Raw genomic sequence first — 17,698 nt, forward strand, 5'->3', positions numbered from 1 at the left:
AAGCCAGTTAAAGTTCTGGCGGATGGTAACCGGCTTGAACCCAAAGAGCGCGGGCGCGCACGCGCAGTTCGTCGTTGAGCGACAGGGCCTGAACAGTCGCGCGGCCTATCGCCGTCAGGCCAAGGATATGGACGCTTTGCTCATCCCAAGCGAAATGTCCGGCCCACGTTTGCGTTCGAGGGTTGTAGAGGGGAACGGCCTCGCCCGTTTGAGGATCAGCGGCTTCGGTCAGAACGCCTTTGGCTTCGTTGCACAGGCGGCACGAGAGCCACAAGTTCTCTTCGGCGTCGGACCCGCCGCGCGCTTTGGGGGTGAGGTGTTCGAGGGTGAGGGGGATGCCGCTGACAACTTCCTGCGTGTGGCAATAGCCGCAGCAATGGCGGGCTTGCGCGGCGACTCGTTGGCGCAGAGCCACAGAGACCGTCATGCCGCCAAACTCAGTTCGGCGAGTGTTGGCAGGTGGTAGCCGCGCCGCTTGAGGAGAACAGCGGCGTAGCCTTTGCGAAAGGTCAACGCATCGGCTTCTTGGCGAAGCGAGTCGAGTTTGGCTTGTTCAGCCTCGCTCAAGAGCGATGCCTTCTTCTTGTCGAGCAGGGCTTCGTATTCGGCCCACCGTTCGGCGGGCAGACGGCGACGGGACTCTTGAATGAGTTCAGTCTCGCTCATGGATAAGAGCGGGTAGACGTCGGGCTGGTAGGCGGGCGGAATCTCTTCGAGGAGCGGCGGCAGACTGTGCGACAGGCTTTGCTCGACGATCACATCCACTGGTTGATGGGCAAGTTCCGCCGCTTGCTTGAGGTGGTTATAGGTCGCATCGGAGAGTTTGACAGTGAGCGTCTGAGTCATTGTATGTTCATCATCCTTGCTGGGGATTATAGCATGAGCGGCGTGGCGATAAATGCGACACCTGGCCGACTTCGCCGCGAATGATCATAAATCTTTACATTCTTTGCGGCCTGGCGTCTTTGCGTTGAATTACGGAGGGGAAAATGGAAAAGCAGATGAATCTCAAACTGGAAGACGGCTCTCGCGTAGCAGTGATGGGCGGTGGCCCGGCGGGGTCGTTCTTCGCCTACTTCCTGCTCGACATGGCTGAACGTGCCAAGCTGAGCCTTCGCGTGGACATCTACGAGCCGCGCGATTTCACCGTTCCCGGCCCACTCGGGTGTAATATGTGCGGCGGCATCATCTCCGAGTCGCTGGTGCAGATGCTGGCCGCCGAGGGCATCAACTTGCCGCCCACCATCGTCCAGCGCGGTATCTCGGCCTACATGTTGCACACCGACGCGGGCAGTGTTCGCATCGCCACGCCGCTGGAGGAGAAGCGCATCGGGGCAGTGTATCGCGGCCCTGGCCCGCGCGGCATCAAGGAACTCAAGTGGGGCAGTTTCGACGGCCACCTGCAATCGCTGGCCCGGCAGAAGGGCGCGAACGTGATCCGGGCGCGGGTCGAGGAGGTGAGCTGGCAGGACGGCAAAGTGGCGGTCAAGGGCAAAGGCGGCGCGCCGGAAGTCTACGACCTGCTGGCGGTGACGGCGGGCATCAACACCGCCGCCGCCAAACTCTTTGAGAAGTTGAATCTGGCTTACAAGCCGCCGAAGACGACCAAGACCTTCATCCGCGAATACTATCTGGGCGAAGAGACGATTGGGAAAGTCCTCGGGAACGCAATGCACGTCTTCCTGCTCAACATCCCCCGGCTGGAGTTCGCCGCCATCATCCCCAAAGGCGACTACGTGACGACCTGCCTGCTGGGTGAGGACATTGACAACGATTTGATCCAATCCTTCCTGAACTGCCCCGAGGTCAAGCGCATCATGCCGCCGGAATTGAATCTGGAGCAGGGGGCGTGCCAGTGCCAGCCGCGCATCGCCACCGAGGGCGCGGTTCAGCCGTTCGGCGACCGCATCGTCTTCATCGGCGATTGCGGGGTGACGCGGCTGTACAAGGACGGCATCGGGTCGGCTTATCGCACCTCGAAGGCCGCGGCCACAACCGCCGTCTTCGAGGGTATCTCCGCTAATGACTTTCGCAAGCACTACCTGCCTGCCTGCCGGGCCATCGAATTCGACAACGCCATCGGCAAGATCGTCTTCCTGGTCACGCGGCTGATTCAGGAGCGGGGCTTCGCGCGGCGGGCGGTGGTGCGCATGACGGCGGACGAACAGCAGAGGCCAGGCAGTCGGCGGCGCATGAGCACCGTGCTGTGGGATATGTTTACCGGGAGCGCGCCCTACAAAGAAATCTTTTTGCGGACTCTGCATCCGGCATTCTGGCTGCGGTTGAGCTGGGATTTGTTGGTCTCGCTTCTGCCTGCCAGCGCCGGTTCGCAAGCCGAGGCGGGTGAGCGCCGCCAGGAGTTACCTATGAATTCCGGAGCCTTAGGCAAGGTCTTTGAACCCGGCGACATCCTCTTTCGCCAGGGCGAGGTCGGCCAATGTATGTTTGTCATTCAGGAAGGGCAGGTGGCAATCGTGCAGGAACACGAGGGCGAAGAGATTTTTCTGGGCGTGCGCAGCGCCGGCGAGTTTTTGGGCGAAATGGCGATTTTTGAAGCCGAGCCGCATTCGGCGACGGTGCGCGCCCTGAGTCAGGTGCGCGTGCTGACGGTGGATCAGAAAAACTTTCAGCGGCGCATTCACGAAGACCCGTCGCTGGCCTATCGTCTCTTCAAACTCATGTCGCGCCGTATCCGCGAGTTGGGCCAGGAGAAAGCCCTGCTGAGCAAGGAGATTGACCGGCTGAGCGAGGGGAGGGCGGAATGACTTTCGAATCCAACACAACCCTGCGCCCGCCGTGGCTCAACGTCGCGCGCGCCGCCTGGATCGCCCTGTCACTCAGCGCGCTTATCGTGTTCACCATCGGCACGTTCAATCAACTGCAAGGACCGCTGCCGAGCTGCACCACGCCGGGCACCGAGTGCGGTCCGTGGTCGATCAGTCAAGAGGATATTCAATTGGGGCAGCAGTTGGGCATGTCAGGACAGCTCTTGTTTCTGATCGCGACTGCGGTGTTGTGGGTCCCGCGGCTGGGCTATATTTTCGTCGCCGGGATTATTTTCTGGCGCAAGTCAGACGATTGGATGGCATTAGCGTTATCTTTGCTGCTGACGCTAGGGATCACCGAGGGTATCACCGACGTCGGTGTGCTGTTGCCGCTGCAATCTACGGTCTACGCGCTGTCCATCGCACTCTTTGTGCTATTGCCCTTTGTTTTTCCGAACGGACGTTTTGTGCCGCGCTGGATGCGCTGGCTGGTTCTGCCCATATGGCTGGCGTGGTTGGCTTCAATGGTCTGGACGCAGCTACTTGGCCTGGTCAGCCTGATTTGGTTTGTTCCGGCGGCGTACGCCGTGGTCCACCGCTATCGGCGCGTCTTCAACGCGGTGGAACAGCAGCAGACCAAATGGGTGATGGGTGGGCTGTTAAGTTCGTTCGTGGCGTTTGTGCCCATATTGTTCAGCTCGTTCGTTTTTCCGCCGACGCAGTCCACCCCCGATCGGCTCGCGTTCATGTTTCTGGTGTATGTCCCGGTTTATGTGGGCGTATCGTTGCTGGTGCCCATCTGCATCGGCGTGGCTATCTTCCGCTATCGGATGTGGGACATCGACGTCATCGTTCGCAAGACGCTGGTGTACTCGGTGCTGACCGGCGCGCTCGCCCTCACTTACTTCGGCAGTGTTGTCATTCTGCAAGGCCTCTTCACCGCTATCACCAGCCAGCAGTCGCCGGTCGTCCTTGTCCTCTCCACCCTCGCCATCGCCGCCCTGTTCTTCCCGCTTCGCAACCGGGTGCAGGATTTCATTGACCGCCGCTTCTACCGCAAGAAGTACGACGCGGCCAAAACGCTGGCCGATTTCGCCGCCACCTGCCGCGACGAGACGGATTTGGACAGGTTGACGGCGCGGCTGGTGGAAGTGGTGCAAGAGACAATGCAGCCGGAGAGTGTGACGTTGTGGCTAAAAGATTCCAACGCAAAGCCTGCCCCTTCGGCAAGCTCAAGGCAAGCTCTGAGCCTAATGTGCTCGTTGAGAAGCTTGTTATCGTCGAAGCGAAGGCCGTGACTGTGTACAATCCGATCTTTGAAGCTCAAGCCCTGACTTATCTGCGCCTGCTCGACTTGCGGCTAGCACTCGTCATCAACTTCGGCGAGAAACTTGTAAAGAACGGTATCCATCGTGTCGTCAACGGCCTGTGAAACACCAAAGAACAATCCTTGCGCCCTTGCGTTAAAAGCTTTAACGCAAAGTCGCAAAGACGCCAGGGCGCAAAGAAATAGATAAAAGACCTTTGCGTTCTCTGCGTCCTCGCGTCTTTGCGTTAGAAAGAGACATTGAGTGACTGACACAGATCTCAAGCAACCTGGCGCCCTCATCGGTGGCCGTTACCGGCTCGGCGAGCGCCTGGGGCGGGGCGGCATGGCCGAGGTCTACAAGGCCTACCAGGAAAGCCTCGATCGCCACGTCGCCATCAAGTTCATGCACGCCTTCCTGGCCGAAGACCCGCAGTTCCAACAGCGCTTCCAGCGTGAGGCCCGCAGTGTCGCCGCCCTGCATCATCCCAACATCGTCCAGGTCATTGACTTCGACTGGGCCGAGGGCGCGGCTTACATGGTGATGGAGTTCATTGACGGCCTCACCCTCGACGCGCGTTTAGCCGAACTGGCCGAACGCAAAGAGCGCCTGCCGCTCGCCGAAGCCGTCCGCGTCGTCCGCGACGCCGCTCACGCCCTCAGTTACGCCCACGCCCGCGACATCGTCCACCGCGACATCAAGCCGGCCAACATCATGCTCGAACGACAGGGCCGCGTCATCCTCACCGACTTCGGCCTGGCTAAGCTCATGTCGGCCTCGCGCTTCACCACCTCCGGGGCCATCCTGGGCACGCCCGCTTACATGGCCCCCGAGCAGGCGCTGGGGCAGGCGGGCGATAAACGGGTGGACATTTACGCCCTCGGCGTCCTCCTCTACGAACTGGTCACCGGTCAACTCCCCTTTGAGGCCGACTCGGCCATCGCCCTCATCCTCATGCACCTCAACCAGGCCGCCGCCCCCCCGCGCACCCTCAACCCCGACCTGCCCGAAGGCCTGGAGCAAGTCATCCTCAAGGCCATGAGCAAACGGCCCGAAACCCGCATTCAATCCGCCGACGAACTGGCGGCGCATCTCAACTTTTTCCTCTCGCCGACGAGCGCCGCGCCCCCCGATCTGGCCGCCGCTCCCTCCGTCAACCTCCGCCCCTTGCCGCCGCACAACCTGCCCGCCCAGCCCACTTCGTTCATTGGCCGCCAACAGGAACTTTCTGAAGTGTGCGCGCTCCTCCGCCAGCCTGAGGTGCGTCTGGCGACTCTCACCGGCCCGGGCGGCGCGGGCAAGACCCGCCTCAGTTTGCAAGTCGCCAGCACCCTCCTGCCCGAATTTGCCGACGGCGTCTTCTTCGTTCCTATCGCCGAGATTCGCGAACCCGATTTCGTCATCACCGCCGTTGCCCAGGCCCTCGGCGTCAAAGAAGGCGAACGCGCACTACTCGATCACCTCAAGGCGCACTTACAATCCCGGCAAGTCTTGTTGGTGCTGGACAACTTCGAGCAAGTGTTGGAAGCCGCGCCACTCATCGCCGAGTTGCTAATTGCTTCACCGGGCTTGAAAGTGCTGGCGACCAGCCGCGCCGCCTTGCGCGTCTATGGCGAACACGAATTCCCTGTGCCGCCGCTGGCCGTGCCTGATCTGAATCAACTGACTTCGCCGGGTGCGGAAGGGGCCGCCGACCTGACTCGATACACCGCCATTTCTCTCTTCGCCGAGCGCGCTCAGGCGGTGAAACCCAACTTCACCCTCACCCACGACAACGCGATCACGGTTGCTCAAATTTGCGCCAAACTCGACGGCCTGCCTCTGGCCATCGAACTGGTTGCGCCGCGCATCAAATTGCTTTCTCTCTCGGCCATCCTCAACGGCCTCGACAGCCGTCTCAAACTGCTCACCGGCGGCGCGCGCGATCTCCCGGCCCGCCAGCGCACCCTGCGCGGCGCGATTGACTGGGGCTACAATCTGCTCGAAGAAGACGAGCGGATTCTGTTTGCGCGGCTGGGGGTGTTCAGCGGCGGCTTCACCCTGGAGTCCGCCGAGGCGGTTCTGGGAGCAGAGCCGGTCAACCCTGAATACTCGATCCTCGACGGCCTCACCGTCATGGTAGATAACAGTCTTCTACGTCAGACCGAAACCGCCGCCGCCGAGCCGCGCTTTACAATGTTTGAAACCATCCGCGAGTATGCGCTTGAAAAATTGCAGGCGGGCGGCGAACTGGCGCGCTATCAGACTTTGCATGCAACGCACTACCTGGCGCTGGCCGAGGCCGCCGCGCCGCAACTTCAGGGCCGCGATCAAATTGCCGCTCTCAACCAGTTTGAAGCCGAGCATCACAATCTCATCGCCGCGCTGGCCGGGTCGCTCGCGCGCCGCAGTCTGCCCACTGTTCTTCGCCTCGGCAGCGCCCTGTGGCGTTTCTGGCTTTTGCGCGGCCACCTCAGCGAAGGCCTCAAATGGCTGGACGAGATTCGGGCGCTGGCCCGCGAACATCCGTCGCCCGATCCTGTTCCGCTCGCTCGCGCCCTGTACGGCGTGGCCGCGCTCCATAACGAACGCGGCGACACGGCCACGGCTTCGGCATTGTTTGAGGAGAGTCTGACTCTATTCAAGCAGGCCGGCGCGGCGAGTGGGGCCGCTTACGCGCAAAACGATCTCGGCGCTTCGCTGTTGGCCCAAACGCGCACTGAAGAGGCGACGGCTCTGTGTGAGGCAAGTCTCGCCGCTTTCAAAAAAATGGGCGATGATTGGGGGACGGCCAGCGCGTTGACCAACCTCGGTCTGGCCGCCCTCTCGCGTGGCGACGCGGCCCGGGCCACGCAGTTGTGCCAGGAGAGCTTGAGTCTGTTTCAAAAGCTGGGCGACCGCTGGGGCATGGCCCTGGCCCTGAATAACTTAGGGTTGGCCGCCTTGCCGCAGGGCGACCATGACCGCGCCAGCACCCTGGTGGAAAGCGGCCTGGCGCTGATACGCGAATTGGGAAGTAGATAAGCCATGAAAAAACTGGAAGTTGTTCCTAACCCCTGGCTCCGCCTCATGCGCTACGCGTGGGTTGTGACGGCTGTGCTGGCGTTCGGCATTCTCATCGCCGCCCTGCCACACTACTACGCCAGAGTCCTGGTGGAGGCGGCCAACCAGCTCGTGGACGGGCCGCCCGAGTTCGTCTTCGCGATGGATTTCATCGGCACGTTTGCTTCCGTTCTCGCCGCGGTCGTCTCCCTTGCCGTCGCGGTTCTGCTGTTCAGGCGCAAAGCGCGCGACGGCATGGCGCTGTTCCTGTCATTCTTTCTGCTCGGCTACGGCACGATGATGGCGGGGCCGCTGGAAGCGCTTTTTGATTTTGGCGGCCCGGGCAGTGAGTTTGCCCTGCTGGCCCAGACCGGTCTGCTGACGGCGCCAATGATTGCCTTCGGTTTCCTTTTTCCGAACGGGAGATTTGTCCCGCGCTGGAGCCGGGGCCTCCTGGTCATCTCGCTTTTTCTCCTGCCACTGCTGGCCTCGACGCCGGTGAGCCAATGGTTTTCGACCCCCACGCCCGCGACCCTCGTGGGCGAATTCGGTCTGGGGGCGCTCCTCCTCGCGGCGCTCGGCGCGCAAGTCCACCGCTATCGCCGGGTGTCGAATTTCGACGAGCGCCAGCAGACGAAATGGGTGCTGTATGGCTTCGTGCTTTTCTTTGCCCTGATAGTTGTCTTGACGATCCCGTACTCGATCTTGGAGGCCATCCCGAAAGGCAGGCGCATTCCCTGGTGGGGGCCTCTGAACGGCGCGCTGTGGTGGCTCTCGTTGTGTGTTCTGCCCGTTTCGATTGCGCTGGCCATTCTGCGGCATCGCCTGTACGACATTGACATCCTCATCCGCCGCACCCTGCAATACTCGGTGTTGACCGGCCTGCTTGCCTTCACCTACTTTGGCAGTATCGTCGTCCTGCAAAGTATTTTCACAGCAGTCACCGGCCAGCAGTCGCCGGTCGTCCTCGTCCTCTCCACTCTCGCCATCGCCGCCCTGTTCTTCCCGCTTCGCAACCGGGTGCAAGATTTCATTGACCGCCGCTTCTTTCGCAAAAAGTACGACGCGGCTAAAGTCATCGCCGAGTTCGCCGCCACCTGCCGCGACGAGACGGATTTGGATAAACTGACAGCACGGCTGGTGGAAGTGGTAGACGAGACGATGCAACCTGAAAGTGTGACGCTGTGGCTAAAAGACTCTAACGCAAAGCCGCAAAGGCGCGAGGGCGCAAAGGAATGAAAAGAATCTTTGCGACCTTGCGTCTTTGCGTTAAAGGTTTAACCTGATGAATACAATTGCCTCCGAATCAAATACGACGCTGCGCCCGCCCTGGGTTCACCTGGCACGCGCCGCCTGGATTCTCATAAGCCTTGCCACGCTTACACTGTTCCTCGTCGGCACGGTGAAAACCATTCGCGCGCCCTTGCCCAGCTGCATAGCCCCCGATGCCGCCTGCACGCAGGTATTCATCAGCCGCGAAGACGCGCAGATTGCCGAACAAATGGGGCTGCCGATCCCATTATTCGCCGTCACTCTGGCATTAGCGATTGTTGCCCGGCTGAGCCTGGTCGTGGTAGGCATCATCATCTTCTGGCGCAGGTCGGATGACTGGGTGGCGATGATGCTGTCCGGCTCGCTGATGACGACTCTGATTGAGGGCGGGTTTGGAAATATGGGCGTGCTTAATGTCGCCATTGCCTTGTTGTTTGCAATTGGGGCTGCGCTCTTTAATCCGCTCCCGTTCGTGTTTCCCAATGGACGTCCCGAGCCGCGCTGGACACGTTGGATTGTCATTCCACTCACAGCTGGGTTTACCCTCACGAGTCTGGCGGCTTATTTTTCGCCGCAATGGGCGGGGCCGAATGCCGCCTTGACCATTATCTGGGTCACCCTTTCGCTTTATGCGATGGTCTATCGCTACTTCCGCGTCTCGAACGCGGTAGAGCGCCAGCAGACGAAGTGGGTGCTGCTTGGTTTGTCAGCCACTTTCGTCGTTGGGATTAATTACGTTGTCAGTAACTCCATTTTTCCCTCGTCGCAGCCCTCGCCCACCCGAATCACCGGGTTATTGATCGGCTTGGCGCTCTATCTGGGGGGCTATGGTTTTTTCGCTTTCTCTATGGGCGTGGCCATGCTCCGCTACCGGCTGTGGGACATTGACCTCCTCATCCGCCGGACGCTCATCTACTCGATTCTCTCTGGCCTCCTCGCTCTCACTTACTTCGGCAGTGTGGTGGTTTTGCAAGGCATTTTTACTGCCATCAGCGGCCAATCGTCCGCCGTCAGCATTGTCATTTCCACCCTCACCATCGCCGCCCTGTTCTTCCCGCTTCGCAACCGCGTGCAGGATTTCATTGACCGCCGCTTCTATCGCAAGAAGTACGACGCGGCCAAGACGCTGGCCGAGTTCGCCGCGACCTGCCGCGATGAGACGGATTTGGACAAGTTGACGGCGCGGCTGGTGGAAGTGGTGGACGAGACGATGCAACCGGAGAGTGTGGCCTTGTGGCTGAAGCCGACCGAGACCGCGATCTCCAGGAAAGGGATCAACGATCAACGATGACGAACATTATTGTAGTTGGCGGCGGGCCGGCAGGTGTCACCGCCGCCCTGCGCGCCCGCGAACTGGGCGCAAACGTGACCCTGGTAGAACGCGGACGACTCGGCGGTGTTTGCACCAACGACGGTTGCGCGCCGACGCGGGTGCTGGCCAAAGCGGCCCGTCTCGTCCGCGAGGCCGAACAGTTTGGCGATTACGGGCTGATCGGCCAGCCGCCCACTGTGGACCTGGCCGAATTGCTGGCGCGAGTCCAGCAAACGATCTACCGCCTGCAAGAGAAGAAGCAACTGCTCAGCCACCTGGAAGAGGCCGGGGTTAAAGTGCTGGCGGAGGTTGGCGAAGCGCGTTTCGTGGACGCGCACACGCTGGTCCTTGCCGGTAGTAACGACTTTAGTCGTTCGCCAGCGACTGAAGTCGCTACTACAATACTGAAAGCTGATAAGTTCATTCTCTGTGTCGGCGGCCATGCCCGACGATTGAATTTCCCCGGCAGTGAATATGCCCTCACACACAGCGACGTGTGGACGATGCGGAGTCTGCCACGCTCGGTCGCCGTCGTCGGGGCGGCGGCCACCGGTTGTCAACTGGCTTCTATCCTCGCCGCTTTCGGCGCGCAGACTCACTTACTTGATCTCGCGCCCCGCATCCTGCCCGCCGAGGATGAAAATGTGTCGGCGGAGATCGCAAATGGTTTTCGGAAACACGGGATCAAGATCATTACCGGCATCGGCGGCGTCCACCAGATTGACAAGATCGGGTCGGGACTCTGCCTCCACTACAAATCCGGCGCCGACGTTCTCTCCCTGGAAGTGGAAGCGGTCATCATGGCGACCGGTTGGGCCGGCAACGTTGAAAGGTTGAATGCCGAAGCGGCGGGTATCAAGACCGAACACGGTTACGTGGTAGTGGACGATTTTCTGCGTTCGACCGCGCCGCACATCTTTGCCGCCGGCGACATCACCGGGCGGATGATGCTGGTGCAGAGCGCCGGTTACGAAGCGCGGGTGGCCGCCGAGAACGCCGTGCTGGGCCTGGCGCGCAAATACGAACATCGGATCGTGCCGCACGGCGGCTTCACCGACCCAGAATACGGCAGTGTGGGCTTCACCGAAGCGCAGGCGCGGGCCGCCGAGCCGGATTGCGTTGTGGCGCGAGTGTCTTACGCCGAACTGGATCGGCCCGTGATTGATGGCCGCCCGGACGGGTTCTGCAAGCTGATTGTTTCGCGAGCCACGCGCCAACTGTTAGGCGCACACGTCGTCGGCGAGCAGGCGGTGGAAGTCGTACAATTGATTGCCACCGGCATGGCGGCCGGACTGCAAATCGAGCAGTTAGCCGAACTGGAACTGGCCTACCCGACCTTCACCGAAATCGTCGGCCTGGCGGCGCGGCAGTCCGCACACGAATTGGCGGTGACCCCGCTCGCGCCGCACTGGCGCGCTCTCGGCCAACGAAGCGCTTTAACGCAAGGACGCTAAGATGCAAAGGCGCAAGGGAAATAAATGGGACGCAGATGAACACAAATTTCCGCAGATAAATCGAAAAATCTGCGTAAATCTGCGAAATCTGCGGATAAGCCCGTAACGCTCTTCGTAACGATCCGCAAACGCTTATCCTGTAGACTGGAGTTGAAATGACCACTTTACTGAGATCTTTCTGGCAAACGCTGACCGGTCAAAGCCAACCGGCGGCAACCGAGACGCCTCAACAGCCGGCGGCCCAACCGGCCCGCCCGGTCAAGGCGCTCACCCTTGAAATTGCGCCCAACGACCCGCTGGCGGTCTATTTCCAGAGTTCGCCCGGCACAGTGGAGATCGAACGACTCAATATGGACTCGCCCGCGCTGAAAGTGTTGAAGGCGGCCCGGGTCAAACTGATAGTGCCGCTGGTCAGCCAGGGTGAACTCATTGGCGTGGTCAGCCTCGACCATCGCCGCAGTGAGCAGGACTATTCCAGCGACGACCGCGGGCTGTTGAGCAACCTGGCCACGCAGGCCGGGCCGGCGGTGCGCGTGGCGCAACTGGTGCGCCAGCAACAACTCGAAGCGCAAGCCCGTGAACGGTTGGAACAGGAATTGCGCGTCGCGCGCCTGATCCAGCAAACGCTTCTGCCTAAAGAATTACCCGCCCTGGCCGGCTGGAACGTGGCCGCCTATTACCAACCCGCGCGCTCGGTGGGCGGCGACTTTTACGACTTCATCTATTTGCCCGATGGCCGCCTGGGTCTGGTGATCGGCGATGTCACCGACAAAGGCGTACCGGCGGCCCTGGTCATGGCCACCGCCCACGCGCTCTTGCGCACGGCCGCCCTCCAATTCGACACCCCCGGGCAAGTGCTGGCGCAAGTCAACAACCTGATCTGCCCCGACATCCCGCCCAAGATGTTCGTCACCTGCCTGTACGCCATCCTCGACTCGACCACTGGGCGCTTGCACTACGCCAACGCCGGCCACGATTTGCCCTATGCCTGGTCGGGCGCCGGCGCAACCGAACTGCGTGCGCGCGGGATGCCGCTCGGCCTGATGTCGGGCATGAACTACGAAGAAAAAGAAAAGATGATCGCCCCCGGCGAGAGCATCCTTTTCTACAGCGACGGCCTGGTGGAAGCCCACAATGCCCGGCGCGATATGTTCGGGTTCCCGCGCCTGGGGCGGCTGGTTGGCGAACACAAGGGCGGCGCGAGCGTGATTGAATTTTTGCTCGACGAACTCAAAACCTTCACCGGCCCGGACTGGGAACAGGAAGACGATACGACGATGGTGGTCGTTCAACGTGGTGAAGCAGAGGATGGGGGGGAAGCCGCCTCCTGGCAAACCATTGCCGCCTTTACTGTCCCCAGCGAACCCGGCAACGAACGTGAAGCCATGCAACGCGTGGCCGAGGTAGTGAAGGACCTGAACCTGCCCTCGGCCCGTTTTGAAAAATTGAAGACGGCAGTGGCCGAAGGCACGATGAACGCCATCGAGCACGGCAACCAGAACCGGCCCGACCTGAACGTGGAAATCGCCGTGTTAGTGTCGGCGGCCCGGGACGCGTTGGCGGTGCGCATCACCGATCACGCTCTGGCTGGCAACAAGCCGGTGGCGGCGGCCACCCCCGATCTGGACGCCAAGCTGGCCGGCCTGCAAACGCCGCGCGGCTGGGGGTTGTTCCTCATCGAGAAGATGGTGGACAAGATGAACGTGATCAGCAACGAGGCGCACCACACCCTCGAACTCATCGTAACTCTTCAAGGAGACGGGCATGCCCAATAACACACTATCCACAAGCGTGCGCCAGGCAAACTCAACTGCGATTATTGACTTGCGCGGCGAGATCAATTCCTTTGCCGAAGAAGTTCTGAACAACGCCTATACCGAAGCCAACCAGGCCCATCCTAAAATTATCCTGCTCAACTTCAGCGGCGTAGACTACATCAACAGCACCGGCATCGCCCTCATCGTCGGCCTGCTGGCGCAAGCGCGCAAGTCGGGCCAGCGGTTGTTCACCACCGGCCTGAGCAGTCACTATGTCGAAATCTTCCAGATCACCCGGCTGTCCGATTTCATGAACATCTATCCCGACGAGGCCAGCGCCCTCGCGGCCCAGTAATTTTCGATTTAGGATTTTAGATTTTTGATTACGGATATGACGGCTCCCTCCCGACGGAAGCGGTTGTCAATCCAAAATCCCCAATCCGAAATCCAGAATGAGGAATGCCATGACCCCGGCTAAAGCGACTCTCACCGTGCGTTCACTTAATAGCCACGCCAGTGTGGTGGACATCAAAGGCGACATCACCGCCGCCGCCGAGGCGGCCTTGTCGGATGCTTACACTCAGGCCACCGCCGCCGGTGCGCGCATCATCATCCTGAATTTCAGCGGCCTCGAATACATGAACAGTTCCGGCATCGGCCTGCTGGTGACTCTGCTCGTGCGCGCCAACCGGCAAAAGCAACACCTGCTGGCCTGCGGCCTGAGCCAGCACTACCAGCAGATTTTTGAGTTGACCCGCCTCAACGAAGCTATCGGCATCTTCAATACCGAAGCCGATGCAATCGCCACGGCTGGCTGATCAATGGAGAACGCATGAGCACCCAATCCTCCTCTCTTCCCGAAGACGAGAATCCCCACGTCGCCTCGTGGGCTGTGCCGGTCACTAAACTCAAAACCGAGGACGTCCCGCGCGAGGCCGTCAACCTGAACGTGGATGGCCGCCGCCTCACCGGGCCGCTCAAAGGCTTTGGGCAGATGTGGCAGAAAACCTACTCGGTGCGCCTGCCGGGCGTCCAACAATCGCCTGCCGACATCATCAACATTTGGAAGAAGAACTTTGGCAGTTTCTGGCAGAAGGGCAACCGCTTTTATGGCTCCATCATCGGCATTGCGCCGGGCGAAGTGGCCCTGCTCAACCTGGCCGGGCCGGGCGGCATGACCGGCCCCGGCGGCGCGCCCCTCATCTCCACCGGCGTCCTGGTCATCTACGCCGACGACGTCTCTTTCAGCTTCATGACGCCCGAAGGCCACATGTTTGCCGGCATGATCACCTTCAGCGCCCACGAAGACGAAGATGGCCCGGTGGCGCAAATCCAGGTTCTCATCCGCGCCAACGATCCTGTCTACGAACTTGGCTGTCGCCTCGGCGTCGTCCACAAGACTGAAGACACGCACTGGCATGCCACACTCACCAATCTGGCAACCCACCTCGGCGCGCAGAACATCAAAGTCGGGCAGAAGAACACGCTTGTAGATCCGCGCGTGCAGTGGAGCGAAGCGAAGAACGTCTGGCACAACGCCGCCCTGCGCACGGCGCTGTACATGCCGCTGACGCTGACCAGGAAAGTTTTCAAACGCGGCTGAAAGACTTCGACGCCAAGACGCAGGGACGCAAAGGAATGAAAAAGAAACCTTGCGCCCTTTGCCCCTTGGCGGCTTTGCGTCAAACCACCCTATGCCTATTTACGACGCCATCATCGTCGGCGCCGGCCCCAACGGGCTGGCCGCCGCCATTACCCTCGCCCGGGCCGGGCGCAAAGTGCTGGTGCGCGAAGCCGCTTCCACCATCGGCGGCGGCTCCCGCTCCGCCGAACTGACTCTGCCCGGTTTCGTCCACGACGTGTGCGCGGCCGCCCATCCTCTTGGATTGGCCTCCCCGTTTTTCCGGTCGTTGTCATTGAGTGAATTCGGCCTGGAATGGATCCAGCCGTCAATTCCTGTGGCTCACCCGTTTGACGACGGCACGGCGGCAGTGCTGGATCGGTCGCTTGAAGCCACGGGCGACTCGCTCGGCGCAGATTCAAAAACCTATCAACGCTTGATGAAACCGCTCGTGGCGGACTGGGAAAAGATCATGCGCGAGTTTCTCGGCCCGTTGCGCTTTCCGCGCTACCCGCTGGCCATGACTCGCTTTGGCCTGCTGGCGATCTGGCCCGCCCGGACTCTGGCTCAGACTCTCTTTCGGGGCGGGCGGGCCAGGGCCTTGTTCGCCGGGTTGGCCGCCCACTCGATCCAACCGTTGGAGCGCCCACCCACCGCCGCCTTCGGCTTCATGCTCGGCATCCTCGGCCACGCCGTCGGCTGGCCGGTCGCCAAAGGCGGCTCGCAATCCATTGTGAACGCGATGGCGGCTTATCTTCGTTCGCTGAGCGGCGAGATCGTCACTGATGCGCGAGTGGACTCGGTGGATGAGTTGCCGTCCGCCCGCGCTGTTCTTTTTGATGTGACCCCGCGCCAGTTCCTGCATCTGGCAAAGGATCGCCTGCCGGCGTCGTATCGCAACACGCTGGAGCGGTATCGTTACGGGCCGGGGGCCTTTAAGATTGACTTTGCCTTGAGTGAGCCGATCCCGTGGAAAGCTGAAGCATGCCGACGCGCCGGCACGGTGCATCTGGGCGGCACGCTTGAGGAAATTGCCGCTTCCGAAAGCGCCGTGTGGCGGAACGAAACCGCCGAGCGGCCTTACATCTTGCTGGCCCAGCAGAGTCTATTCGATTGCTCACGCGCGCCGCAGGGCCAGCACACGGCCTGGGCTTACTGCCACGTGCCACATGCCTCCACCGTTGACATGACCGAACGCATCATTGCCCAAATCGAGCGCTTCGCGCCGGGCTTTCGCGATTGCATTCTGGCGCATCACTCTCATTCGACAAAAGTGATGGAGCAATACAACCCCAACTACATCGGCGGCGACATCACCGGCGGGGTGCAGGATTTTGGCCAACTCTTCACCCGTCCCACGTGGCATTTTCCGCCTTACGCCACTCCAGCCCGCGGCCTCTATCTTTGCTCGGCTTCCACCCCGCCGGGCGGCGGCGTGCACGGCATGTGCGGCTACTTTGCGGCGCAGACGGCCTTGCGCGATGAAAGGCTATAAGGTTTTGGGCACTTGGTAATCACTCTTTAGCGACACGGTGCGGTTGAAGACGAGCCGGTCGTCCGCCGAATCAGCATCTACGCAGAAGTAGCCGTTGCGCTCGAACTGGTAGCGGTCGCCGACCGTTGCCCCTTTCAGTGACGGCTCCACGTAGCACTTAGGCAGGACTTCCAACGAATGCGGGTTGAGGTCGGAAAGGAAGTCGCCACTCGCTTCCGGGTCCTGGTTCTGGAACAGGCGATCATAGAGACGCACTTCGGCCTCCACCGCAGTGGCGGCCGCCACCCAGTGAATGGTGGCCTTCACTTTACGACCATCGGGCGCGTCGCCGCCGCGCGTGGCCGGGTCGCAGGTGCAACGCAATTCCACCACCTGGCCGTTCGCATCCTTCACCACCTCCACACACTTGACGAAGTAGGCGTAGCGCAGGCGCACCTCGCGGCCCGGCGCGAGGCGGAAATATTTGGGCGGCGGGTTCTCGCGGAAGTCGTCCTGCTCGATGTAGAGCACGCGGCTGAAGGGCACCTTGCGCGTCCCGGCGGTTGGGTCCTCGGGGTTGTTGATTGCATCCATTTCCTCAACCTGATCTTCGGGATAGTTTTCGATGACGACGCGCAGGGGCTTGAGCACGCCCATGACCCGGGGCGCGCGCTTGTTGAGGTCGTCGCGGACGCAATGCTCCAGCAGGGCCAGGTCAATCGTGCCGTTGATCTTGGTGACGCCGATGCGGGCGCAGAAATCGCGGATGGCTTCGGGTGTATAGCCGCGCCGCCGCAGGCCGGTGAGGGTGGGCATGCGCGGGTCGTCCCAGCCGCGCACGAGGCCGTCCTTCACCAATTTCAAGAGCTTGCGCTTGCTCACCACCGTGTAGGAAAGATTGAGGCGGGCGAACTCGATCTGGCGCGGGGCGTAAATCTCCAATTCTCTAATCAACCAATCATACAAGGGCCGGTGATCTTCGTATTCCAATGAGCACAGCGAGTGGGTGACGCCTTCGATGGAGTCGCTCTGGCCGTGAGCGAAGTCGTACATCGGGTAAATGCACCAGGCGTCGCCGGTGCGGTGGTGGCTGGCGTGGAGGATGCGGTAGAGCACCGGATCGCGCATATTGATGTTGCCGGCGGTCATGTCAATCCTGGCTCGCAGGGTGCGGGCACCATCGGGGAACTCACCGGCCCGCATCCGGGCGAACAAATCCAGATTCTCCTCCACCGGGCGGTTGCGATAGGGGCTGTCCTGGCCCGGCTCGGTGAGCGTGCCGCGATACTCGCGCACTTCGTCGGCGGTGAGGTCGCAGACGTAGGCTTTGCCTTTCTTGATCAACTTGACGGCGTACTCGTAGAGTTGCTCGAAGTAGTCGGAGGCGTAGAAGAGACGGTCTTCCCAGTCGTAGCCCAGCCAGCGGATGTCGGCCATGATGTTCTCGACATACTCGGTATCTTCTTTGACCGGGTTGGTGTCGTCGAAGCGCAGATTGCATTGGCCGCCAAAGTCGGCGGCGATGCCGAAGTCCACGCTGATGGCTTTGGCGTGGCCGATGTGCAGGTAGCCGTTCGGCTCCGGCGGAAAGCGGGTGTGGACGCGGTTGAAGCGACCCGCCTTCAGGTCTTCGGCCACGGCGGCGCGGATGAAGTCGGTGGGTTGGGGGGCAGTAGGCTCAGAAGTCATAATGGTGTGGTTGCTTACAGGGTGAG

The 17,698-nt window shown here is 61.2% G+C and carries 14 protein-coding genes; 11 read left to right on the forward strand and 3 right to left on the reverse strand.

Annotation, left to right across the window (positions count from 1 at the left end; all coding sequences use genetic code 11):
- Positions 1–7: 7 nt before the first annotated feature.
- A complete protein-coding gene (locus HYZ49_13215) occupies positions 8–427 on the reverse strand; it encodes an HNH endonuclease (protein MBI3243243.1) in 420 nt (139 codons plus the stop codon).
- Positions 424–846, reverse strand: a complete 423-nt coding sequence (locus HYZ49_13220) for a hypothetical protein (protein MBI3243244.1) — start codon at positions 844–846, stop codon at positions 424–426. Before HYZ49_13220 ends, HYZ49_13215 begins: the two co-directional genes overlap by 4 nt.
- Positions 847–1,001: 155 nt before the next feature.
- Here HYZ49_13220 and HYZ49_13225 point away from each other — a divergent pair, with 155 nt between their 5' ends.
- From HYZ49_13225 to HYZ49_13275, 11 genes are all read left to right on the forward strand, one after another.
- The gene (locus tag HYZ49_13225; GenBank protein ID MBI3243245.1) at positions 1,002–2,765 is read left to right on the forward strand and encodes a cyclic nucleotide-binding domain-containing protein; all 1,764 of its coding nucleotides are present in this window, start codon (positions 1,002–1,004) and stop codon (positions 2,763–2,765) included.
- Positions 2,766–3,867: 1,102 nt separating this feature from the next.
- Complete coding sequence (locus HYZ49_13230; GenBank protein ID MBI3243246.1) at positions 3,868–4,197, forward strand: GxxExxY protein; 330 nt, start codon at positions 3,868–3,870, stop codon at positions 4,195–4,197.
- A 139-nt stretch (positions 4,198–4,336) separates the two neighbouring features.
- A complete protein-coding gene (locus HYZ49_13235) occupies positions 4,337–7,075 on the forward strand; it encodes a protein kinase (GenBank protein ID MBI3243247.1) in 2,739 nt (912 codons plus the stop codon).
- 3 nt (positions 7,076–7,078) lie between these two features.
- Positions 7,079–8,332, forward strand: a complete 1,254-nt coding sequence (locus HYZ49_13240) for a hypothetical protein (protein ID MBI3243248.1) — start codon at positions 7,079–7,081, stop codon at positions 8,330–8,332.
- A 46-nt stretch (positions 8,333–8,378) separates the two neighbouring features.
- Positions 8,379–9,656 (forward strand): hypothetical protein, encoded by a 1,278-nt coding sequence (locus tag HYZ49_13245; GenBank protein ID MBI3243249.1) that lies wholly within the window; start codon positions 8,379–8,381, stop codon positions 9,654–9,656.
- On the forward strand, positions 9,653–11,131 hold the full coding sequence (locus HYZ49_13250) for an NAD(P)/FAD-dependent oxidoreductase (GenBank protein MBI3243250.1): 1,479 nt from the start codon (positions 9,653–9,655) through the stop codon (positions 11,129–11,131). Before HYZ49_13245 ends, HYZ49_13250 begins: the two co-directional genes overlap by 4 nt.
- 155 nt (positions 11,132–11,286) lie before the next feature.
- Positions 11,287–12,906, forward strand: a complete 1,620-nt coding sequence (locus HYZ49_13255) for a SpoIIE family protein phosphatase (GenBank protein MBI3243251.1) — start codon at positions 11,287–11,289, stop codon at positions 12,904–12,906.
- Positions 12,896–13,243, forward strand: coding sequence for an STAS domain-containing protein (locus tag HYZ49_13260; protein ID MBI3243252.1), 348 nt, complete (start codon positions 12,896–12,898; stop codon positions 13,241–13,243). Before HYZ49_13255 ends, HYZ49_13260 begins: the two co-directional genes overlap by 11 nt.
- A 109-nt stretch (positions 13,244–13,352) precedes the next feature.
- A complete protein-coding gene (locus tag HYZ49_13265; GenBank protein MBI3243253.1) occupies positions 13,353–13,706 on the forward strand; it encodes an STAS domain-containing protein in 354 nt (117 codons plus the stop codon).
- Positions 13,707–13,720: 14 nt separating this feature from the next.
- Entirely contained in the window at positions 13,721–14,491 is a 771-nt protein-coding gene (locus HYZ49_13270; protein MBI3243254.1) for a hypothetical protein, read from the forward strand.
- 91 nt (positions 14,492–14,582) lie between these two features.
- Positions 14,583–16,004 carry an NAD(P)/FAD-dependent oxidoreductase gene (locus tag HYZ49_13275; GenBank protein ID MBI3243255.1) on the forward strand — a complete coding sequence of 474 codons (1,422 nt, stop codon included), beginning with the start codon at positions 14,583–14,585 and terminating at the stop codon, positions 16,002–16,004.
- On the opposite strand, the gene HYZ49_13280 is transcribed toward HYZ49_13275, so the two are convergent.
- Complete coding sequence (locus HYZ49_13280; protein ID MBI3243256.1) at positions 15,999–17,672, reverse strand: glutamine--tRNA ligase/YqeY domain fusion protein; 1,674 nt, start codon at positions 17,670–17,672, stop codon at positions 15,999–16,001. The genes HYZ49_13275 and HYZ49_13280 overlap by 6 nt on opposite strands.
- Positions 17,673–17,698 lie beyond the last annotated feature (26 nt).

It is taken from the genome of Chloroflexota bacterium (assembly GCA_016197225.1).
GTDB lineage: Bacteria > Chloroflexota > Anaerolineae > Anaerolineales > VGOW01 > VGOW01.

What these genes read in the sequence shown, in the direction of transcription:
- HYZ49_13215 (MBI3243243.1), bottom strand. Translation starts at nt 427, where the DNA reads ATGACGGTCTCTGTGGCTCTGCGCCAACGAGTCGCCGCGCAAGCCCGC.
- HYZ49_13220 (MBI3243244.1), bottom strand. Translation starts at nt 846, where the DNA reads ATGACTCAGACGCTCACTGTCAAACTCTCCGATGCGACCTATAACCAC.
- HYZ49_13225 (MBI3243245.1), top strand. Translation starts at nt 1,002, where the DNA reads ATGAATCTCAAACTGGAAGACGGCTCTCGCGTAGCAGTGATGGGCGGT.
- HYZ49_13240 (MBI3243248.1), top strand. Translation starts at nt 7,079, where the DNA reads ATGAAAAAACTGGAAGTTGTTCCTAACCCCTGGCTCCGCCTCATGCGC.
- HYZ49_13245 (MBI3243249.1), top strand. Translation starts at nt 8,379, where the DNA reads ATGAATACAATTGCCTCCGAATCAAATACGACGCTGCGCCCGCCCTGG.
- HYZ49_13250 (MBI3243250.1), top strand. Translation starts at nt 9,653, where the DNA reads ATGACGAACATTATTGTAGTTGGCGGCGGGCCGGCAGGTGTCACCGCC.
- HYZ49_13255 (MBI3243251.1), top strand. Translation starts at nt 11,287, where the DNA reads ATGACCACTTTACTGAGATCTTTCTGGCAAACGCTGACCGGTCAAAGC.
- HYZ49_13260 (MBI3243252.1), top strand. Translation starts at nt 12,896, where the DNA reads ATGCCCAATAACACACTATCCACAAGCGTGCGCCAGGCAAACTCAACT.
- HYZ49_13265 (MBI3243253.1), top strand. Translation starts at nt 13,353, where the DNA reads ATGACCCCGGCTAAAGCGACTCTCACCGTGCGTTCACTTAATAGCCAC.
- HYZ49_13270 (MBI3243254.1), top strand. Translation starts at nt 13,721, where the DNA reads ATGAGCACCCAATCCTCCTCTCTTCCCGAAGACGAGAATCCCCACGTC.
- HYZ49_13275 (MBI3243255.1), top strand. Translation starts at nt 14,583, where the DNA reads ATGCCTATTTACGACGCCATCATCGTCGGCGCCGGCCCCAACGGGCTG.
- HYZ49_13280 (MBI3243256.1), bottom strand. Translation starts at nt 17,672, where the DNA reads ATGACTTCTGAGCCTACTGCCCCCCAACCCACCGACTTCATCCGCGCC.